Annotated in this window: 16 protein-coding genes; 6 read left to right on the forward strand and 10 right to left on the reverse strand. The window is 58.0% G+C overall.

Annotated elements, in window-relative coordinates:
* Positions 1 to 5: 5 nt before the first annotated feature.
* From AAFH99_RS03675 to AAFH99_RS03720, 10 genes are all read right to left on the reverse strand, one after another.
* Positions 6 to 695: a MotA/TolQ/ExbB proton channel family protein gene (locus AAFH99_RS03675; RefSeq protein WP_043320026.1), complete on the reverse strand. Its 690-nt coding sequence runs from the start codon at positions 693 to 695 to the stop codon at positions 6 to 8.
* Between the two features lie 118 nt (positions 696 to 813).
* Positions 814 to 1,095 carry a hypothetical protein gene (locus tag AAFH99_RS03680; protein WP_406828673.1) on the reverse strand — a complete coding sequence of 94 codons (282 nt, stop codon included), beginning with the start codon at positions 1,093 to 1,095 and terminating at the stop codon, positions 814 to 816.
* 3 nt (positions 1,096 to 1,098) lie between these two features.
* A complete protein-coding gene (locus tag AAFH99_RS03685) occupies positions 1,099 to 1,758 on the reverse strand; it encodes a tetratricopeptide repeat protein (protein ID WP_406828674.1) in 660 nt (219 codons plus the stop codon).
* Positions 1,745 to 4,660 (reverse strand): tetratricopeptide repeat protein, encoded by a 2,916-nt coding sequence (locus AAFH99_RS03690; protein ID WP_406828676.1) that lies wholly within the window; start codon positions 4,658 to 4,660, stop codon positions 1,745 to 1,747. The genes AAFH99_RS03685 and AAFH99_RS03690 overlap by 14 nt, the downstream gene beginning before the upstream one ends.
* Complete coding sequence (locus tag AAFH99_RS03695) at positions 4,657 to 6,840, reverse strand: hypothetical protein (protein ID WP_406828677.1); 2,184 nt, start codon at positions 6,838 to 6,840, stop codon at positions 4,657 to 4,659. The genes AAFH99_RS03690 and AAFH99_RS03695 overlap by 4 nt, the downstream gene beginning before the upstream one ends.
* Positions 6,841 to 6,859: 19 nt before the next feature.
* A complete protein-coding gene (locus AAFH99_RS03700) occupies positions 6,860 to 7,423 on the reverse strand; it encodes a hypothetical protein (RefSeq protein WP_051687284.1) in 564 nt (187 codons plus the stop codon).
* A gap of 174 nt (positions 7,424 to 7,597) precedes the next feature.
* The gene (locus AAFH99_RS03705; protein ID WP_406828678.1) at positions 7,598 to 8,623 is read right to left on the reverse strand and encodes an FAD:protein FMN transferase; all 1,026 of its coding nucleotides are present in this window, start codon (positions 8,621 to 8,623) and stop codon (positions 7,598 to 7,600) included.
* Between the two features lie 38 nt (positions 8,624 to 8,661).
* The gene (locus AAFH99_RS03710; protein ID WP_043320031.1) at positions 8,662 to 10,233 is read right to left on the reverse strand and encodes a hypothetical protein; all 1,572 of its coding nucleotides are present in this window, start codon (positions 10,231 to 10,233) and stop codon (positions 8,662 to 8,664) included.
* A 47-nt stretch (positions 10,234 to 10,280) separates the two neighbouring features.
* Positions 10,281 to 12,788 carry a LamG domain-containing protein gene (locus AAFH99_RS03715; RefSeq protein WP_406829161.1) on the reverse strand — a complete coding sequence of 836 codons (2,508 nt, stop codon included), beginning with the start codon at positions 12,786 to 12,788 and terminating at the stop codon, positions 10,281 to 10,283.
* 83 nt (positions 12,789 to 12,871) lie between these two features.
* Positions 12,872 to 14,092: a hypothetical protein gene (locus tag AAFH99_RS03720; protein WP_406828680.1), complete on the reverse strand. Its 1,221-nt coding sequence runs from the start codon at positions 14,090 to 14,092 to the stop codon at positions 12,872 to 12,874.
* A gap of 414 nt (positions 14,093 to 14,506) precedes the next feature.
* On the opposite strand from AAFH99_RS03720, the gene AAFH99_RS03725 reads away from it, so the two are divergent.
* The 6 genes from AAFH99_RS03725 (at position 14,507) to AAFH99_RS03750 (ending at position 20,713) form a co-directional block, all read left to right on the forward strand.
* Positions 14,507 to 17,173: a hypothetical protein gene (locus tag AAFH99_RS03725; RefSeq protein ID WP_406828682.1), complete on the forward strand. Its 2,667-nt coding sequence runs from the start codon at positions 14,507 to 14,509 to the stop codon at positions 17,171 to 17,173.
* A 44-nt stretch (positions 17,174 to 17,217) separates the two neighbouring features.
* Positions 17,218 to 18,036: an SH3 domain-containing protein gene (locus AAFH99_RS03730; protein WP_043320032.1), complete on the forward strand. Its 819-nt coding sequence runs from the start codon at positions 17,218 to 17,220 to the stop codon at positions 18,034 to 18,036.
* On the forward strand, positions 18,006 to 18,674 hold the full coding sequence (locus tag AAFH99_RS03735; RefSeq protein ID WP_043320034.1) for an outer membrane beta-barrel domain-containing protein: 669 nt from the start codon (positions 18,006 to 18,008) through the stop codon (positions 18,672 to 18,674). The genes AAFH99_RS03730 and AAFH99_RS03735 overlap by 31 nt, the downstream gene beginning before the upstream one ends.
* Positions 18,675 to 18,705: 31 nt before the next feature.
* The gene (locus AAFH99_RS03740; RefSeq protein WP_043320035.1) at positions 18,706 to 19,191 is read left to right on the forward strand and encodes a TlpA disulfide reductase family protein; all 486 of its coding nucleotides are present in this window, start codon (positions 18,706 to 18,708) and stop codon (positions 19,189 to 19,191) included.
* 3 nt (positions 19,192 to 19,194) lie between these two features.
* Positions 19,195 to 19,425 carry a DUF4266 domain-containing protein gene (locus AAFH99_RS03745; RefSeq protein WP_043320036.1) on the forward strand — a complete coding sequence of 77 codons (231 nt, stop codon included), beginning with the start codon at positions 19,195 to 19,197 and terminating at the stop codon, positions 19,423 to 19,425.
* A gap of 184 nt (positions 19,426 to 19,609) precedes the next feature.
* The gene (locus tag AAFH99_RS03750) at positions 19,610 to 20,713 is read left to right on the forward strand and encodes a DUF3570 domain-containing protein (protein ID WP_406828683.1); all 1,104 of its coding nucleotides are present in this window, start codon (positions 19,610 to 19,612) and stop codon (positions 20,711 to 20,713) included.
* Positions 20,714 to 20,843 lie beyond the last annotated feature (130 nt).

Raw genomic sequence — 20,843 nt, forward strand, 5'->3', positions numbered from 1 at the left:
TGGCGTTAGGCCGGTGCGCCGGCTTTGGCGGCGGGACGCGCTGCGGATGCTTCCGCTTTCTGACTGCGGGTCAGGGTAATCAGGTTAAGAAACTTCACGCCGGCCATTTCCAGGCTGTCGATGATCTCGTTGGTCTTGTTCTGCAGCATGGAGTAGGCCAGCAGCAGCGGGATCGCGGAGATCAGACCGAAGGCGGTGGTGTTCATCGCCACGGAAATACTGGAAGACAGCATGCTGGCTTTCTCAGAAGGGTCCGCATTGGCCACCGCGGTAAACGCCGCGATCAGACCGATAATGGTACCCAGCAGGCCCAACAGGGTGGCGATGTTGGCCAGGGTGGCCAGATAGTTGGTGCGCTTTTCCAGGCGCGGCACGGCTTCAAGGATACTCTCTTCAATGGCCATGGCGATGTTCTCGTCCTTGCGCGCATGCTGGGCGGTGCTGATGCCGGCGGCAACGAGCTGGCCCATGGGTGCCGGCTCGTTCTGGGCAAACTTCAGCGCCGCGGCGAAGTTGCGCTGCTGCATCATCGGCAGAATCTGGCCGTAGGCGCGACGGTTGGCGAGCTTGGCGCGGGACAGGAATACCCAGCGCTCGATCACCAGCACCACACCGATCACCAGTACCAGTGCGATGGGATACATGAAAGTGCCGCCGTTCTGAAAGAAGCGCAGCAGTGTATTGAAAAACTCCATGGTCAAATCTCCGGGACGTAAAGATTCTTATCTAGTAATGAAAAAGGGTTGTGTTGAGTTCATTCACTTCCGCGGTGCTGTTATGGCAGGCCCCGCAGGTCAGAAACTGGTTGATATTTTACTCTTCGGTGTTTTCCACCTTGAGTAACTTTATTTCCCGATGCAGCTCCGAGTATTCCTGATGTTGGAAGCTGTGGGAAATGGCATTGGGCAGTGTGCTCTCGATTTTTTCCAGGCTGGCGGCCTGCTTCCACGGAATGATATACAGCACTTTGGGTTGCTCCTGGCTGCCCACGATAGTGGACTCCAGTGTGATCACTTCTCCGCTTTCCTGCTGCCCCTGAGCGGCAGAGTTAAATATCAGTGAGAGCAGCGCTGCGGAAATCATCGGCAATCTCATGGGCTACAGTCTCCGCTCCAGATCCATAATCCACCCCGCCAATACCCGGTCCGCTTCCGCTTCCAGTGCCCTGGCTTCGCGATAGTGATGCAAGGCCCGTTCCGGTTGGTGCAGATAGAGGTCAAATAAAATACCCAGGTTGCGGTGGCCCATGGCGAAGTCCGGCCATTGCTGTAGGGCGTTTTCATAGGCTTGCTGTGCTTCGTCAAAGCGACCCAGGTCGCGCAGCAGGACGCCGAGGGAGTTCCACGCGAACACATTTTTTGGGTTGGCGGTCACCGCTTGCCGCAGGCTCGCTTCGGCCTGCTCCGGCTGCTCCAGTTTCAACTGGACCTTGGCCAGGTTTAGCCAGGCCCCAGAAAGCTGCGGCCACTGGGTGACGACCTGCTGGAGCTCGGTTTCCGCCGCGCCAAACTGCTGTTGTTCGAAGTACCCGCGAGCGTTTGCCAGAGCCTGCTGCGCAGCCCCTGGTACGCTGGCGGCTTCCGCAAGATAGGGGTTGGGGGTGGCAACACGCTGGGGTATTTCCCCCTCGGTGACCGGCTCAGCATCGATGCCCGATGTATCTGACCCCGTGGGGTTCCCGGCGCAGGCGCTGAGCAGTAGCGCGGCAATGGTTGCCAGTGCATAGCTGCTGAGTTGGTTCTGGTTAATAGGCCGCATCGCTCCACTCCACAGTTGATTCCGGTTTGCGATAACGGGCGGGCAACAGATTCTCCAGCGACGAGAAACTGCTTTTGATCCACTCGTCGTAGACGCCGTCAGCGGTACGCTTCACATTGGCTTCGTGCAGCTCGATGGCTTTTTCCTCGAAGGGGTAAGCCTGTTCTTCCAGCAGGATTTCGTACTGCTCCAGTTCCAGCGGGTTGAGTCCGTTGGGTCGCTGGGAGTCCATCAGATCGCGACTCAACTGACGATAGATTTCGGCCAGCCGGAAATTCGCCGCGGTAGTGAATTCGGCAATACCGAAGTCGAGTACTTTCTTGTACGCGGTTACGGTGGTTTCCATCGCCTGCTTTTTGTTGCGCAAGCTTTGTTTCAACGGCAGGGTCAGAGCCAGCTGTTCAAAGCGGGCGAAGCTCTGGCCGGCCAGATCGTTCTGAGCAAAGGCGGCGAGATAACGGCCGCGGGGTTCGGAAACCTTGTTGCTCGCCAGACTATTCAGCCACTGATTGCGCTCGCGCTGGTTTCCGGATTTTTCATACAGGGACACCAGCTGGTATTGCGCTTCCAGATTCTGTAGCGCCGGCTGGCGCCAGTCACGCGCGTACTGGCGGTAAGCATCGATCGCGCGGCTGCGATTACCCGACTGCTCGAACTGTTCTGCTGCGAGGTACAGAGAGTCGCGACGCACGTTCGGGTCGGGGTCGTTCTGCGCAAGTGCCATCAATTCGCTGGCCGCGGCTTCCGGCATATCCATACCCTGATAAATCACTACCGCTTTTGCAGTGAGGGTCGGGGTCAGTCTGTGCTGAGGATAATGTGTGCGGAAGTCCTGCAGTTCGGCCTGGGCCTGCGGCCAGCGCTGCAGGCGGATCAACTGGTTGATCGCATCGTATTGTGCGGTGGCGGCGATGGGTGAACGACCGCTTTCCCGTACTCGTAGTAATAGCGCAATGGCTTCCTCGGTAGGCGCCACAAACTCCATGTTGTCAGTGGTCAGGTGTACCTGCTTGAGAATTACCTCCGCCTGCTTGTAGATAGACGACTGTAGGCGGTCTCGGGTGTTGAGGTACTCCGGATCGTCCGATGCCATACCGGCGAGCAGCTGCTCGTAGGCCAGTTCTGCGGCCGGATAATTTTCCGTTTCGAATTGGCTGTGGCCCAACAGCAGCAGGATGCTGCGGCGCTGTTCCGGGGTGGGCGGTGGCTGCCACGCTGCGGCCTTGATGGCGGCGTCGATGGTTTCCTGGTGGCGATACTGGTCAAACAGATTGCGTGCGGCATCCAGCTGCACCGGTAAGGCGCGAGGGTCCTGTGGCCAGCTGTCGGCAAAACGCAGGCTTGTTTCGGTTTTCAGGTCCAGCCACAGGTTGGCCTGTTCCGCATTGTTCTGCACTTTCTTTTCGGCGTCGTGCACCCGCCCCGCCATAAGGATCGCGGCGTAGCCCGCCTCGGTGGCCTGGCGCGGATTCGGTTGTGGCGCGGGTTCGCTTTCGGTGGCAAAGCCCCAGGCCACGCGGCGGTAGGCATTGAATGCCTGTGCATACTGCCCGGATTCGTTGAGACTTTCCGCCATCAGGAAAGTAAGCTCCGGGGTTTTGTCATCACCGGGGAAAGTATCAATAAATTCGCCATATAGTGCGGCGGCGGCAATAAATGCCTCGCGGGATTGCCGCTGTGCCTGGGCTGCCACCTTTCCGCGATTGCGGGGATCGGATGCCTCTTTGGCCAGTGCCTGGGCGCGGGCGTGGTCAAAGCGGGCCAGTTCTTCCAGCCAGGGTTTTAACTGATTTTTAAGCAGGCCCCGTTGCTGGTCGTCGGCATTTTCCCAATAGGCGCTGCGGCTGCCGTAGCGGGTAACGAATGTGCGCTTGGCCGGAATGACCTCGCTGGGAAAGTTGCCCTGCTGCAGGATTTCCACCGCCCGCGCGTGCATGCCCGGGGCCTTGAAGCTCTGTGGGTACTGATCTGCATAGGCGAGAAAGGTTTCCGCACTGTCGCGATAGCGTTCACTTTCGGCATACCAGTCGCCAAGGGCGCGATACAGTAAGTGATGATAGGTGCGTGGTCGCTCATCGACGACAAAGGACTCGATGACCTCGGCGCCGCCCAGGTAATTGAACCCCAGTGCCAGCACTCGCAGGGTGTCGTCCGCAAGGCGACGCTCACCCTTTTCCAGTTCGCCCAGAAAGCGTGTTTGCCCGTTTGTTTCTCCAAGCAGGTCGTCCATCAGTGTCAGGAAGGTCTCACTGGCGGCTTTGTAGCGGGCGTCCTTGAACTGACTCCAACCGAGCATATAGCGGGCGTTACGTGCAAATGGTGTATCACCCTGTGCGAGAACATCGCTGAAATCACGTTCCGCAGCGCGATACTGCTTGCGACCAAAGGCCGCTTCGCCGCGCCGAAACAGCGCCTCGGCGATAAATGGTGAATCCGGGTTGCGCTGGACGATCTGTTCCAGTGCGTCCAGGGCGCCGGGATTGTTGCCATCCAGCGAGCGTGCACGGGCCAGGCGATAGGCCAGATAATCGTCGTCTGCTGAGGTCTGCAACAGCGCTTCGTAGTGGCGCACCGCTTCCGCGTAAGCCACCGCCATTTCCGGGTTGTCTGCCTGTAGCTGCTCCAGTCGTTCCATTTCCAGATCCGCCAGGCGCAGCTGTATCTGGCGGCGGGTCTGCGGATTCTGCTGTGCAGCCAGGGCGCGCTCGTAGCTGTCGATCAGGGCCGGCAGTGCCAGTTTGGGCATTTCCACCAGTGGTTCGGGTGGCAGTGCCGCTGGCGGCAGGTCCGCGAGGGTTTTGCTTTTATCCACGTAACCGGCGCAGCCACCCAGGGCGATGCTGGCGCTTATTGCGAGGGTCAACAGGTGCCTGCGAGGTGGCCGTGAAAAAGTAGCACTCACGATTCCGGCTCTCCTGGCTGGGCAGTTGGTTCTGATTCCTGGTCCGGTTCAGCGGGGGGTTCGGGGTTCGGGGACTCGTCCGTTGAAGAACCGGAACGGGCATCGGGTTCGCGTTCAGTTTCGCCCGGGGTGAGCGTATCGGTGGCTGCAGGCTCTTCGGTACTGCTCCCAGGAGTTGCTTCAGGATTGGGAGGGTCACCGGGGAGATCCTCGGTGCGATCTTCGGGCCGATCATAGTGCCCCTGCATGGCCGCATCCTGAATGCGTGCGATGGCCAGCCGGGTGTGGGCCATGTACTGCTCTACCCGCCCGCGGGTCTTATTCAGGGCGCTGCGCAGATCGGCGCGGATCTGGTTTTCGATAACCGCACTGGCGCGGTCAATAGCGCTGCGCTGTTGATCAATGCGCAGGCCCGCGTCTTCGACACTACCGGCCAGCAAATTGAGTTGCGGGGCTTCGGCAGAAATGCGAGCCACGTTACGCTGGTTGCGCGCCGCGTCTACCAATTGGGCTTGCAGAGCATCGATAGCCTTGCGCTTCTGCCACAGGTTCTGATGGTATTCCTCAGAAGCCTGCCACTGCAGAATGCCCCGTGCTCGCGCCAGGGTTTGTTGCTGATAGTTGCTGGTCTTGCCGGCCGCACTCAATTTTTCGTATCGGGTTTCCGCGTCGCGCAACATTTGCAGAAATTCTGCGTGTTCGCTATCGGAAGCGGCGAACATGGCCAGCCCATCTTTATCGGCCTCTACCCGCGCCAGCGAGGCCTGCAGTTTTTCCAGCTGCTGCTCGGCAATCTGTACCTGCTGATCGTACTGGGCACTGTCGTGCTCACGTACGATCGCTAGGCGACGCTGCTCACGTTCGTCAATCAGGGTATGGAATTCCGGCAGTCGTTGCTGCCAGCGATCCAGCACTCGCCGCAACTGTTGCAGATCGCGCAATTCGGACAACTGCAATTGCAGGCGGTCACTTTGCATTATCTGCAACAGATAATGCTGGTTCATACGAATCAGTGCCGGTGTCTCAGCATCCTCGAGCCAGCCGTATCGCTGCAGGTCGATGCGTTCGTCCCCGTCGATTTCCGCAAACTGCAGTTGACCGGCGGCCCCTGTCAGTTTGTGCAGATCATCGAGTGCGCGCTGGTACTGTTGCTCGGCATTTTGATAACTTCGCAGTGCGAGCTTCGGCCGGTCCAGCGCTTCGTAGGTATAGGGTAGGGCCAGCAAGGCTTCCTGTACCTGTGGTAGTAGCGGGTTCTGGCGAATCAGATAACCCAGGGCATCCACTGCCTGTGTGTGAGCGGCGCCGTTTACGGAGGCCCAACCCAGGCCGAGCAGTGCGTCCGGGGACCAGGGGGTGTCCAATCTCACCCGGCGAAATTCTTCCGCTGCGGCCGCGTAATCACCCTGCAGGGTAAAGGCGTATCCGGCACCAATGCGGGCCTTGTCGCGCAGAATGTACAGTTCCTCGCGCAGTTCATCCGCCAGATCCTTGTCGAGGGTGACGCTATCGACCAGATCTGCGGCGCGCTGGTACTCTTCTGCTGCTGCAGGGAAGTATTCATCGCGGGCAAAGGCGGCGGCCAGGTTATTGTGGCCGAGTACCCTTTCCGCCACTGGCAGATCCGCCAGGCGCAGGAGTTGCGCGGCCTGGCTGAGGTCACCGTTGCGAATGGCGAGATTAAGAGTGAGGGTGGTCTGGTGGATTGCGCCGGATTTTTCCAGCTGCAGGGCCGCCGTGTCCCAGTTCTGGTGTCGGTAGTTCAGTTCCGCCAGTTTCAGCCAGGCAATTTCACGAAAGCGCTCGATCTGCTGCTGATTTTCTTCATCCGCGGCTTTCTGTAACTGCTGCTCGAACAGGTCTGCAGCCTGACGCTCCAGACCGAATGCCAGACTGATACCGCCGCGGATTAATTCTGCATTATCCGCGTGATGAGAAATTCCCCCGCGCAGGTCTGACACCATGAGGGTGCTCAGCGCATCAAAGGTGTTGCCCTGAAAGTAGTGATACAGGGCAGCGCCGTAACGCATGTCCTGTGCCTGCTGGAACTTCTCCCGGGGCTTTCCTTCGGGTGACTCGGCACCCGGTATTGTCTCCGCGGGCGTGTCTTCCGCCGCGCAGGGAACAGCGCCGGCAATCAATCCGGTCAGCGCGAGCGCCACGGTAGTATTTTTAAACACAACAGACCCCATGGGGAACTCAGGGAGCCGGCCACTGGACGACGGTAAATTCCGGCTGCTGCTTGCCTCCGGTATCGGATATGCGCAGTTCGATCACAGCGGGCTCATCCGTTTTGCTGAGCTCCAGGGTGGCGGCGCGCTTGAACTCGCGTTGCTCGGGGCCGGTACCATTGAAGAACGCAGTAATGGTGTGTTCCCCGGATTTCAGGTTGCCCTTGAACAGGGGCTGGATACCGCCGCGAAACAGCGCTTCTTTCTGGTGTTCGGTGTACAGGTGGGTTTCCACCAGCTTGTTATTGATGTGCAGCTTTACCGAGTCCAGATCAAAAAAGTGACCCACGTCCATGGACACGTATACTGCCACCTGACTCTGGGCTGGAAACAGAAGATCCTCTTCCAGCACCAGCAGGTCTCGATTCAGCTTCAGGACTTCCTGTTTCAGCGATTCGAGGTCGTCCGCGGGGAAGTCGGCATTCTGTGCACCTGCCTGAGTTGCGACCGCAAGTGTCAAAACTGTGAAGATCGCGCAAACATGGGCTTTGAGATGGTTGCGGGCGGTGAGAGCGGAGCGCAGGGAAAACATGCTGAAACCTGAAAAATAGAGTGTTCGGTTGTCGTTTAATTATTCGCACATTCGGAAGTGCGATTATGCCCGTGCATCACGATTCGGGCGTGATTCGGGTCACATCTGTGCTGAGGCACCCTGGATGTTTCGCAGTGGTGACAGATTTGGGCAGCCAGTTCGCGGCCTGTCAGGCTATCGGTCCGCCAGACCGCGGGAAAAAAACATGCGTCGGTCAGCGTCGATGACTATCGCTTCGTATCCGTCCATTCGATCGATCAATGCCAGTCCTTTACTTTTACCCAACACAAAGACACTGGTGGAGAGTGGATCGGTATCAAACCCCTCTGGGCCGATAACACTGACACTGATCAGTTTTTCTTCCGCAGGGTCGCTGTCCGCTTTCTGCTCTTCCGAACCTCTGTCGGTGTCCGCGGGCTTGCCGGTGGCCGGGTCGAAGATATGGTGAACCCGGTGTTCGTCGTCATCGATAAAATACCGCTCGTAATCTCCAGAAGTGGAGATTGCGGTATTTTCCAGCGGTATTACCGCCGCGTTTTTGCTTTTATCCCTGGGGTGGCGGATACCTACCAGCCAGGGTTTACCCCGTTTGTCACCCAGCAGCCGCGCATCGCCTCCAGCGCTGACATTGGCGTGGGTGACGCCATATTGTTTCAGAATATTCACTGCGCGGTCTACCGCGTAACCTTTGGCGATGCCACCAAGATCGATTTTGGTACGGCTGTCGCCATAGCGAAGCGTGCCTGCGTTACGGTTCAGTTGCAGGTGGTGATAGCCGATGGCATCTCGCAGACTTTCGGTGGTCGCCGTATCGGCCTTTTTACCTTCGCGGAAATTGTACAGGCTGCCCAGTGTGGCAAAGGTGATGTCGAAGGCCCCGTGAGTCTGTTTACTGTAAAACAGGGACTTATCCACGATCCGTGCCAGCTCATCGGATATCTGCACAGGGCCTTGCCCCGCTTCCCGGTTTACCCGGGAAAGTTCGCTGTCGGCTTTGTAGGGGGATAAGGTCGCGTCCAGTCGGCGGAATTCGTCCATCACTGCGCGGTTGATCTGCTGCGCTTTTTTTTCGTCTTCGTACCAGAACTGCAGGTGTATCTCGGTCCCCATGATCGCCTGCCTGTCGTAGTGCCACTCCGCCTGTGCGGAAGCGGCCACCAGCAGGGTACAGACAATCAGAAAAAAGCGTTTTGGGTACATCGTTTTGTTTGTGCTGCTTCAGTACGTTAAATACGCAATCAACGGATCGGCGCAAAGGCCGTCAGGCTGTCCATCAGGCTGGCATTGCCAAGGCCGTGGTTGGGGAACAGACTGGCAAAACTGCCCTGTTCACCGTGCAGTGCCATGTAATTGAGCACCACGGTCTGCACCAATTGATTGACGTTGTTGGCGGCCGGGCTGCTGGCAGTCTCCACATCGCCGGAGGGGCGCATGTAGCCCAGTTGCTGGTGGCGCGCCTGTTCGTCGGCGCTTCCGCCCAACAGCTGCGGGCGACCCGCAGGATTGTAAACCAGGAAGTAAGATGCGGCGGTCTGCTGATTGTCTCCAGTCCACACACCCTTGCCGCGACCTTCTGCGGAATCGTCAATCATGCCGTTACTGAATACGGAGCCATCGCTGAAGACGTACACCATCAGCGGCTGGCCAACCCGCGCCGCATATTCCAGGCAGGCCCCGATACAGCGGCCGGCGCGCAGGTCGCGGATCTCGCCGGTGGCGCGGTCGCCGGTGTGGTAGTCGTAACCGCCCATGGTGATGGTGCCGGCTCCGGCATAACCATTAACCACCAGTTTCATGGTGGAGGCGGCCTTCTGGAATTCGCGATCGCCGAAAAATTCGTCCGACGAAAAAATGCCGCCGGGACCGACAATGTCCGGGTCGAGCGCCGGGTCGAGCGCGCTGGGGTCGCCGAAACGGTCCGCCAGGTCCGCGCTTTTCATGTAACCGCATTTCACCAGATCTTTGATGACCGCATCATTACTTACCCGGGTATTGACCTTCCCCAGTTTGGCATTGGAGATGCGGTACATAGACTCCATTACTGCGACGGTATCTTCCTGGCTGAGCAGGCCCACCAGATCACCCACGTCCACAAGACCGGTAACATCGGAGGGACGGTCGATCTTGGTGGGGCGCACTTCCGCGTTGATCAGGTCCATCGGGGCCATGGAGTTGCCGCCGGATTCGCTGGTCTGCGAACCGATCAGTGCCAGCAGTGACCCGTTGGCGCCGGCGCGATTGATCCCGTACATGGGGTTGTGGGGGTTGTTGCCGGTATCATTTTCCGAGCGTGCTGGTATCACCGCGCCATTGATGGCACTGGAGGTGCCGGGGCCAACTTTTTCCAGAATACCGCGCAACATCTGACTGTCACTGTGAAAGGCAAGACCCAGGTCGGTGTTGTACAGCGGGTTACCCAGACCATCGGTGAGCGATGGCACCATGTCTCCGGGCAGGCCCTGTTTGCTGTAACCGGCGGTACTGAGAAAATCGAACTGCCCGCCCTGCTTGCCCACGAGCACGTTGGAGCCGGCTATGTTCGCTCCGCCAGCCAGGTCAAAGCAGATAAACGGAATCTTGCCCGCCCCATTGGCGCTGACACCACAGGTCGCGCGCATGGCTTCCAGGTCGGAAGACAGTGCGGCCTGGGCAGAGCGCGGATTGGCAAACAGACTGAAAATCGAACCGCCCAGAACCGTCGCCATACCCGCGCGAAAGCCCTGGCCGAGAAAATCCCGTCGGCTCACCGGCCGATGGTGGTCCGGGTGGCGCAGTGGTTGGTCCAGTTCAAAATGTTTTTTCTTGCTCATGGCTCTTCCGGGGTCCCCGTTTATCGAGGTAATCCGTTGTATTGAAATCAGTGAATCAAAATCATCGCACTACCCATAGCAGCCGCGCAGGTGGCTTTCACTGTGGTAGTCGTGCGATCCGCGCCGCAGCTACCGCCGCACGCCGTCATTTTGTCGATCAGGCTGTTCAGTTCCTCGCGTACCGCGCTTTCGTCCGGAGCGCTGGCGAGCTGGACGGTGTGTCCACCCATGGCCGCGGGCCAGGTAATCGGTCGGCCTAGGAGATTTTCCAGCAGCGGGTCGATGATCTGGGCACGTTTGGCATCGGTGCTGAAAGCATCATTCGCCGTGGCGGAGAAGTTGAAGCCCGGGAAGTAGTTGGCCCGCGCGGCTTCATCGTCCACCAGTGTGCTGCAGTACTTCACCGCCAGCTGAGTGATGCCCATCTGCTGTGCGGCGAGGAATCCGCGAACATCGGATTCAACGGGCAGCTGCTGTTTTACTTTTTCCCAGGTGTCCATAACCGCCGGATGGGCACGTGATACGCCCGTGGCTGCCGACAGCGCGCCGTGGATCTGTTCAAAGCGGCGAATACCGATGCGCGGTTGCGGAGTCAGGTCTGCCGGCATCGCCGGGGCCGCTGGAGTGGCTTCCACGCGTACAAATTCTTCGTTGCCCAGGCGTTCAAAGGTCAGGAAAAACTCGTCTGAAGTCGGCCCTTTTTCCAGCGTGATGATGGTGCCCAGCGGTGACAGTTTCTGGCCACTTGCCGGGTCGTACTCGGCGGCTGTAACCGTGGTATCGAGATTGGCCCAGGCCTGGCCCACCACCGCTTCGCGGCCGTTGATACCAATGCGCATCCCTTCAATTTCGATACCGTCCGGGGTGACGCCGTCTTCCAGGGTGATGAATTTGGGTTCGCTGAACAGGTAGCCGTGGTTGTCGTACTGCTGTACTTCAAACATTACGTAGCCCTGGGGCACGCCGGTCTCCTCTTCCACCTTGAACAGCAGCAGATATTTCTGGCCCACGCCTGCTTCGTAGTTGGTGAGTATGTCGTCCTGGGTCAGAGCCCGGGAATGGATCGCCAGTAAGCGGATTGAACCCTGCCACTGGTGTTCGTTGGAAACCTCGCTACCCAGTGCCAGAGCGAAGGTGTCATCCCAGGTGGACAGCAGACCAGGCTCCGCAGGGTCGGCGTCGCCGGTAAATTCGCCATTCACATACAGGCGGCGGCCATTGATCGGATCAAAGGTCGCGACCACATGTTGCAGGGTGGCCTGTACCCGCTCTGCCATATCCTCGGTGATCAGCGCCGGCATGCCGTTGGCGTCGGTGCTGGCATCGTTGCGGTTTTGGAAGGTGTAGTTGTACATCGCCTGGCCGAGGGTGAAGTTGCGAATGTCGTTGCCGCCGGAGTAGCTGACGATTCGCGCCGGACCTTCCTGCACGACGTTGGCGGGGGCGACCCAGGCTTCGATGGTGTATTCGCCGGTGCCGCTCAGGGTGTCAAACAGGCGCTTGCTGGTGGCGGTGGCCGCCTGCGCCTTGCCGCCGGCCAGTTGGATACCCCAGGAGCCCAGCCATTCCACATCCCCGGAAAGCGACAGGTCGATGGCGGGGTTAAGGCCAGACGTGTCGTAGGCGGTAGTGCCACTGCCGGATTTGAACTCGTACAGGGCAATCGCATTGTTTTCGATGCGTCCGCCACCGCTGCTCACCACACCGTCGGTGAGATACAGGGCTTTACTGATTACCCAGTTGGGGTCCACTTCGGTGAGGGAAATGCCGTCGGCAAAATTGTGAATGGCGGCGGCCATGGTGTCGGCATTTTCCGAGCAGTCGCCCCAGCAGTTATGGAAGTCACTGCCCAGGCGTACCACGAAGCGGGAATTTTCCGGATTATCCAGATCCATCCGCGCTTTCGAGGCCTCGTAAGCCTGGTCGATATCGCTACTGGCGAAGTAAGGCTGTTGAGCGGTCTCAGCGTCTTCGCTGTGACAGCTCGCGCAATACTGTTCCAGTAGAGGGTAAACCGTGGTGGCAAAACTGCCGCTGGAGGCGGGAAAGCTTTTGCTCGCGCCCACTTCCCGCTCGGTGGGTGGGGTCAGGGTGATGGTGCTGGCTTCGGAGCCCGCGGCAGACGCCCAGTCCTCAATGTAATTGGTGATGATTTCCGCACAGGCGTCGGCGCTGGCGAGCCAGCAGTTGTGGCCGCTGGCAACCTTGGTGACCAGGCGGGATTCTTCCGGCGCACTCAGATTCACCAGTTCACGACCTTCGCCGTGGGCCAGATTGATATCGTCACTGCGCACAAAGCGCGGGCTCTGGTTGCCCTCGATATGGCAGCTGCCGCAGCGGTTCTCCGCTGCCAGATTGTCCCAGATATAGCGCTTATAGTTCTGTACGTCTTCGTTTTCCGGCGCCGGTCCCGAGTAACTGGTATCGCCGGATTCCGGGTTGGTATTCGGTAATTCTTCCGTGGACTGGCCACTGCCACCTGAACAGGCAACGAGCACAGCGGAGCTGAACACGGCAGCCAGCAGCGCGTCGCGGCGCGCGCGTGGTGGCGTCATGAACTGACAGAGATCCAGCAGGGCCTGTACAGGCTTTTTGCTCACAAACCCGTTATTAAGTGCGGTCTGGTGTTTCATGGTTTTTATTCCCCCGCACAATACGCAGCGGTTTCAGCGTACACCTGCTTCAGTCTGTAACCACTGCTGGTAAAACTGTCGGTAATACTGTTGATACGATTGCGATCGCTGCTGTCTTCCGGTGCGCGCAGGCACACCTGTTTGAACACTTTGGTGACCTGGCACTGGGCGAACGCTTCGCTGTTGGCGAGCTCCCGGCCCATGGATTTGGCGCCATTGCCGGAACCGGGCAGTGCTTCGCTCCAGCCGAGATACATATTCGGCCCTTCCCGCCAGTAGTTATCCCACTTGTCATCCGGAATGACGAAACCGTAAGGGAAGGTAGCGCTGTTGATATGGTTTTTTGCCTGTACCCGGGTGCCGGTGGCGGGGTCGGTTTCGCCGGCGCGATTGTAGTCGAGCTGGCCGTTTTCGCCGGTGGGGTCGTTGTCCACATCGTACTCGAAGTTGTAATAGGCGAATGCCTGCGCCATGGGGTCCATACCACTGTGGCAACCCACACAGTTATTCTGGAATACCCGGCTGTCGCCACCGGGGCTGCGGCTCACATCCTGACGGATGCGGTCCGGTGGTCTCGACGTGTCGTGCACCTGCTCCAGGTCGCGACACAGGTGATTCATCAGGGTGAAGCGGAACATTGCGCGGTTGGTGCCGGCGTAGAAGAAGGCCTTTGCCCCGCCGCGGGTGGTCATCACGCCCGCAGTGGCATCACTGGGAAGGCCGGTAACGGAAGATTGGGTTTTCCGCTCCAGGGCCGTTTGCAGTGGGTAGCCCGCGGCTTCCAGCGCTTCGTAGTGATCGTTGTTCGCATTGTTGTAGGCGGGCAGCCCGAGGCCGGAAGCGCCGGTGTAGATAATGTCGCCGGACAGAATCTCGCGGAAGTCCACGTCGTCGCGCACCATGCCAATGACCGTTGCCGTGTAATCGTTCAATGGTGCGAAGTTGTCGCCGTCGCGATTGGTCCAGGGGGTCACCAGGTTTTTCAGCGTGACATCGTAAAACGCATCGTTTTCCATCGCTCGCTCTGCCGCGGCGCTGATATCGCCACTGGCGATATCTTCGGCCATGGCAGTGAGCACTTCGATGCTGGGTTTTACCCCGGTCAGGCGGCTGTGTAATTGCGCAGCCTGTTCTTCCGGACCGGCAACGGCGGAAAGAGGCAGTGAGGCGCCGAAACAGGCGGTCGCCGCGAGCAATACGCGCGCGGCGGGCGAATTTATTTTCATGATTGGATTTGTTCGCGTCTGGTTCTTGTACCCGGGTATCACCCTGTGGACTTTGCCAACCGGATCTGACCGTGGGGACTGTATGCGTTGTAACCGAACCAGATAGTAAAGAATGCGGAGGGATACGCCAGCGGCAAAAATTTAAAGCGTGTCCTGGTTGGCAAATTGCTTGTGCATGACTTGAGATTACCCAGACCACACGGGAGAATCGGGAATTATTCTGGCGTCAATGCCCGGCGAATATCCAGCTTTTATGCGGCTCTAGCGGTGAGTGAGTACTACCTGGCGTGGATGAGTTGTCGTTAAAATTTCTCAATTTTTGCTGAAAAATACTACGCCGCACATGGGAGTGGCGATAAAAGAGGTGGACTCTTGAACATTTTTTGCACGCGGGTTGCGGCGGTTGGCCGGAAATTGTCACTACTGTCGATTTTTTCCGCAGTTGCACTGGTGGGGTGTGGTGGCGGCTCGGGCGATGGCTCCAGTCTCAGTGGTGGCGACCAGGCGGAAGATCCGGTGGTAGTGGATTACCCGGTGGTTTATGTGCGTCGCACGCTTAATCGTGACGAAGATGACGCGCTTGTAGGCGACAGTATCTATATGCCTTCAGCATTCAACCCTGGCGCGGAACTGCTGCTGCGCGATCGCGCCACCGCCAGTGCGCCGGAGCGCTCGCTGACCGAAGGCCTGTTTGTCAGCGATGAAGAGGCGGACATCATTTTCGAAGGGGGCTATGACGTAAAAGATCTGGCGGTGTCCGCTGATGGCAGCCAACTGGCATTTGCCATGCGTGCGCCGAATATCGAGGGGTTGGATGATGAGGAGCAGCCCAGCTGGAATATCTGGCTGTACGAGTTCGAGTCGGGCGAGCTGAACCGGGTTATTCAGTCGGACCTGATCGCTGAGGAGGGAGATGATATTTCCCCGGCATTTTTGCCCGATGGTCGCCTGGTGTTCAGCTCCACTCGCCAGCGTCGTTCCCGGGCTCTGTTGCTCGACGACAATAAGCCACAGTTCTCCGCGCAGGCGGAAAATCTCGAAGAAGCGGCGTTCGTGTTACATGTAATGGAGGCTGATGGCAGCGATATCCAGCAGATCTCCTACAACCAGAGCCACGATCTGTCCCCTACCGTATTGGCGAATGGCCGTATCCTGTTTAACCGTTGGGACAACATGGGCGGAGTGGATCGGCTCAGCCTTTACACCGTAAAACCTGACGGTACGGATCTGCAGTTCTATTACGGTTATCACAGCCAGGGGACCGGTACCGGCAGTGGCGAAGATCCGATCCCGGCCACCTTCAGCAAGCCGCAACAAATGCCCGACGGCCGGATTCTCGTGACCCTGCGCGCGCCCGAGGGCATAACCTACGGCGGTGATATGGTGGTCATCGACGGGGAGAATTACACAGAAGCCTATAGCGAGCCGGAGCAGGAAGGCGTACTGCAGGGGCAGGAATCTCTATCGGTCGAGCAGGTCATTACCGATGGCGGCCTGTCACCCCATGGCCTGTTTGCCAATGCCTGGGCATTTCACGATGGCACCAGCCGCCTGTTAGTGAGCTGGAGTGAATGTCGGGTAATAGATCCGGAAACGGAGACTCCGCAACCCTGCACCGACGAGTGGCTGGCCACACCGGATATCGTTCCCGCTGACCCATTGTATGGTCTGTGGATTTACGATTACGGCGAGGGCACCCAGCGCCCGATCATCCAGCCGGAAGAAGGCGTGATGATCAGCGAAGCGGTGACCGCCGATACCCGCCCGGTGGCAGAATTTATTCCCCAGCCGATTCCCGGTATCGATATCGATCGCGACCTGTATGACGAGGGTATGGCGGTACTGGATATCCGCAGTGTTTACGACTTCGATGGCAGTGCTGTACTGGACATTGATGTGCTCGCCGACCCGTTGCAAACCACCGCCGCCGAGCGCCCCGCGCGCTTTTTAAGGGTGGTAAAAGCGGTGGGTATTCCGGATCGCGACACCCTGGACTTTGACCGCTCTGCGTTTGGGCGAAATCGCAGTCAGCTGATGCGTGAGATTATCGGTTACACCCCAATTCAGCCGGATGGATCGGTGCGGGTCAAAGTGCCTGCGGATATGCCACTGGCCATTTCCGTGGTGGATGCCAATGGTCGTCGGATCGTTGGGCGGCACAATAACTGGCTGCAGTTCCGCCCCGGCGAGGTGCGCAAATGCCAGGGGTGTCACACCCGCGATAGTGAAGTGCCCCACGGGCGCACGGACAAGGAACCGGCCGCGGCCTGGGCCGGCGCTGCCACCAGCGCGGCACCTTTCCCCAATACAGAGCCGGCGCTGACCGCGGACATGGGGGAAACCATGGCGCAGGTACTGGCGCGGATCGCCGGCCATCCGGAACTGGAAGGCGATCTCAAATTCGTGGATCACTGGACCGATCCGGCGCTGCGCGAGAAGGATCCGACCAGTGAAATTCTGATGAGTGATCTTCCGACTCCGGCGCCCACCAGTGTGGCCTGCCAGAGCGCCTGGAGTACGAATTGCCGCACCGTCATCCATTATCCGGAGCATATCCAGCCCATCTGGGATCTGCCACGGCTGATCACCGATGATATGGGAACCGTGCTTGAGGATCGCACCTGTACCGCCTGTCACAGTAATCGCGATGCGGGTGGTATGGCGCAGGTGCCGCCGGGGCAGCTGGATCTCCGTGCGGACCAGTCGGGGGTGAACGCCAACTACAGTACATCCTATGTGGAGCTGATATTCGACAATCCGACCCAGGAACTGCGCGACGGTGCGGTACAGAATGTGCTGGTGCAGGATACCGATGACAATGGCAACCCGCTGTTCGAAACCGACGAGGACGGCGAGCTGATCCTGGATGCCGATGGCAACCCGATTCCTGTTATGGTTACCGTCAATATTGAGCGGATCATGAACACCAATGGTGCCAATGCCAGTCGCTTCTTCAATGTGTTTGAAGCCGGGGGTGTTCATGAGGGAGAATTGTCTCCTGCAGAGTTGCGTTTGATTTCCGAGTGGCTGGATATCGGTGCGCAGTATTACAACAATCCATTTGAAGCGCCGGTTAACTAAAAATGAACAGGCAGCTCGGTTTCAGAGCACAAAGGAGTGTGGCAGTGACTACTGCCCTTCTTATTTTGGGGGTGCTGGGGGGCTTCTCCTCTTCCGTCTACGCGCAATCGGAAACGGCTTCTGAGGAGCTTGTCACTGACAGCTTCTCCGCCCATCAATTCGGGGAACGCGAACCGCAGACGTTATCGTTCGATAGCGAACAGGTCATTGTCGGGGCGGAATTTCTTAACCTCTATACCGGCCCCGGCCGCGGCTATGTCATTGACCACGTGGTGGAATATGGCGAGCCACTGTGGCTGATCAAGCGGCGCACCGATTGGGTCAAAGTGATGACCCGTACTGGAAAAACCGGCTGGGCTAAGATTGCTGAGCTGGATGAGATCTATACCCCGGAGGGTGAACAGGTTGCGGTCCCTACGCCGGGCATCGACGACTATTACCAGCAGAGCTTCCGTATGGGGTTCACCTACGGTGATTTTGCCGGAGCCAACTCGATGGGGATATCCCTGGGTTACCGCTTCACCGGAAATATCTCCGCTGAGTTGCGTGCAGCGCAGACCATTGGCGCTTACTCTGACAGCCAGACCTATCAGGTGGCGCTCATGCACCAGCCTTTTCCACGCTGGCGGTTGTCCCCGTATTTTGTATTGGGCACCGGAGTCAATATCACCTCTCCAAACGCCACCATTGTGGCTACCGAAGACCGCAAGGACACCGCTATGCTGGTGGGCCTCGGTGTGACTACTTATTTGTCCCGTCGCTTTGCCCTGCGCGCGGAAGTTGCCAATCATTACCTGCTTACCTCGCGGGATGAGAATCAGGAGATAGTCGAATGGAAACTCGGATTCGACGTATTTATGTAAGAGTTGTCGGCCTGCTACTGGCAGGTGCCGCGCTAGCGCCATTTTCTTCCGCTGCACTCGCGCAATCGGATCAGGAAATAGACGATATTATTTCCCCAGATCTGGAGCGGCGGGAAATTCGCGAGGCCAAAATCGACAGCGAGGATTTCGAATTTACCCTGTATCTGGGTGGCATCCTCAGTGTGGAGGATTTTGGTTCCGATCGTATGATTGGCGGCAGCCTCGCATACCACATAAATGAAGATTTTTTTATGGAGGCGGCCTACGCCCAGTCAACTCTCGGTGAGTCGAGTTACGAGCGGCTGAGTGGTTCCGCACCGCTGCTGACCGATGATGAGCGCGACCTCAGCATGTACAACCTCTCACTGGCCTGGAATTTTCTTCCGGGAGAAATTTTTCTTGGCAGTAAATTTGCACTCAACAGCAATCTGTACCTGATTGGCGGCGCCGGCAATACCAACTTTGCGGGTGAGGAGCACTTCACCTACAACATCGGTGTCGGCGTGCGCATGCTGGCTCAGGACTGGCTGGCACTGCGCCTGGACGTGCGCGACCATATTTTTGAGCACGAGATTTTCGGCGAACCCCTGAACACCAATAACCTGTCCGCCCAGCTGGGCGTGTCCATTTACTTCTAATCACAACAAATAACACCAATGGAGCTATTCCATGCGTAAACTGATTGCCGCCCTCTGCACCAGCGCCGCTCTTCTTGCTGGCGCCCCCGCTATAGCCAAGGTCCCCGCCAGCGACTTCACCCTGGCTTCCCTGAAAGATGGCAACCTGAAACTGAGCGAACAACGTGGTGAAGTAATCATGCTGAACTTCTGGGCCTCCTGGTGTGGTCCGTGCCGCGAAGAAATGCCGCTACTGAACGACCTGCATGCTCGATACGAGCCGGTGGGTTTTCAGGTCTGGGGTGTCAATGTGGATGCAAATCCACAAGATGCCCAGGCCATGCTGAGCAAAATTCCGGTGGACTTCCCGGTGCTGTTCGATTCCAAAAGTGACGTGAGCAAGCTGTTCGGTGTGGAAGCTATGCCGAGCTCAGTATTTATCGATCGTGACGGCAACGTGCGTTATGTACACAAGGGCTATCGCACCGGCGATGAAGCCGAGTACAAGAAAATCATCAAGGAACTGATCCGGGAATAAACCATGATCAAACGCGTGCTTCTATTGTTGCCGGCGCTTTTATTATTGGGTGGATGCGAATCCATTATGCCCGAGCCCTGGGTAAAGCCCTACGAGCGACACTATCTCGCCGACCCGATCATGAGCTTTGAGAGGGATCCGGTGGCGGCCGGTTTTATGAACCACGTTTACGAAGCGCGTGAAGCGGCCCGCGGTGCTGAAGGCGGGTCAGGAGGCGGTTGTGGCTGCAACTAAAAAATCACTTGAGAGCTACTGCGCTCCGCGCTTTGGCGGTCGGCGGTGCTGGAGCGCCAGCCCGGGCGTCTCCTCACGCACTTTAAGTGCGCTGCGGGCGCTGTGCTCCGGCGCTCACCAAATCGCGTTCGCTCGCGACGCTCTCAAGCGATTTTTATTCGGTTTAGTGTTCGTGGTATCGCCAGTGGTTAACGCCGCGGTATTGCCCGAAGAGCGCGCGGATACCCTGTATCACAGTTACAGTGGCGGCGGGGTTACCATTGATGGCCCTTCGATACTGGTGCGAAAAAATATCGGTAATACGGTTTCTCTGTCCGCCAACTATTACGTGGATATGATTTCTGGCGCCTCCATTGATGTGCAGGCCACGGCCAGTCGTTACACCGAGCAGCGGGACGAATTCTCTCTGGGTGCGGATTATCTGGTGGATAAAACCACCATGAGCCTGAGTTACACCAATTCCAGCGAAAATGACTACCAGGCGGAAACGGTTGGTTTTGGTATTTCCCAGGATTTTTTTGGCGACCTCAGTACCCTGTCCATGCGTGCCACCTATGGCAGCGACGATGTGATGCGTAATGGCGACGAGAATTTTCTTGAGCACGCGGAACACCGCCGTTATTCCCTGGGCTGGAGTCAGATCCTGACCACCAAGTTGATCGCGGAGCTGAGTGTCGAGACAGTGTCCGATGAAGGTTTCCTGAATAACCCCTACCGTAGCGTGCGTTATCTCGATCCAAATTCCGGCACCGGGTTCAGCTACCAAGCTGAACTTTACCCAAGCACTCGCAATAGCGATGCGGTGGCTCTGCGCGCAAAATATATGTTGCCCTATCGCGCCGCGGTTAAGACCGAGTACCGCCGTTATGCCGACAGTTGGGGAATCGAGGCGGATAACCTGGAGTTTCGCTACACCCATCCACTGGAAAGCGAAAACCTGATCCTTGAAGGCAAGCTGCGTTTTTACAAGCAGGACGGAGCAGATTTTTACAGTGACCTTTTCCCCTACGTGAATGCCACCAATTTCCGCGCGCGGGATAAAGAACTGAGTGATTTCAGCAGCACCGCGATCGGCTTAGGCGTCGCCTATCAGGTGCCCGAACGCTGGGCGCTGTTCAATCGCAAGAATACCCTGAATTTCTATTGGGACTACATTCTGTTCGATTACGAGAACTTCCACGATGTGCGCGTACATCAAGGTGGCGACAGTAGCTACCTGCCCGGTGAGGAGCCGGCATATAGCTTCAATGCCCATGTAGTACGGGCGTTCTGGTCCATGTGGTTTTAATTGTTCGAAATCAGACAGCGTCCGCAGATTGGGGGATTGGTTCTACCGCTGCGGCGCGTCTTATCTTGTCACCCCGCTGATTATTGTTGTATTTTTTCCAACCAACACAATAAGTGATCGGGCGTGACCC

This window comes from Microbulbifer sp. ARAS458-1, assembly GCF_045348205.1.
Classification (GTDB): Bacteria; Pseudomonadota; Gammaproteobacteria; order Pseudomonadales; family Cellvibrionaceae; genus Microbulbifer.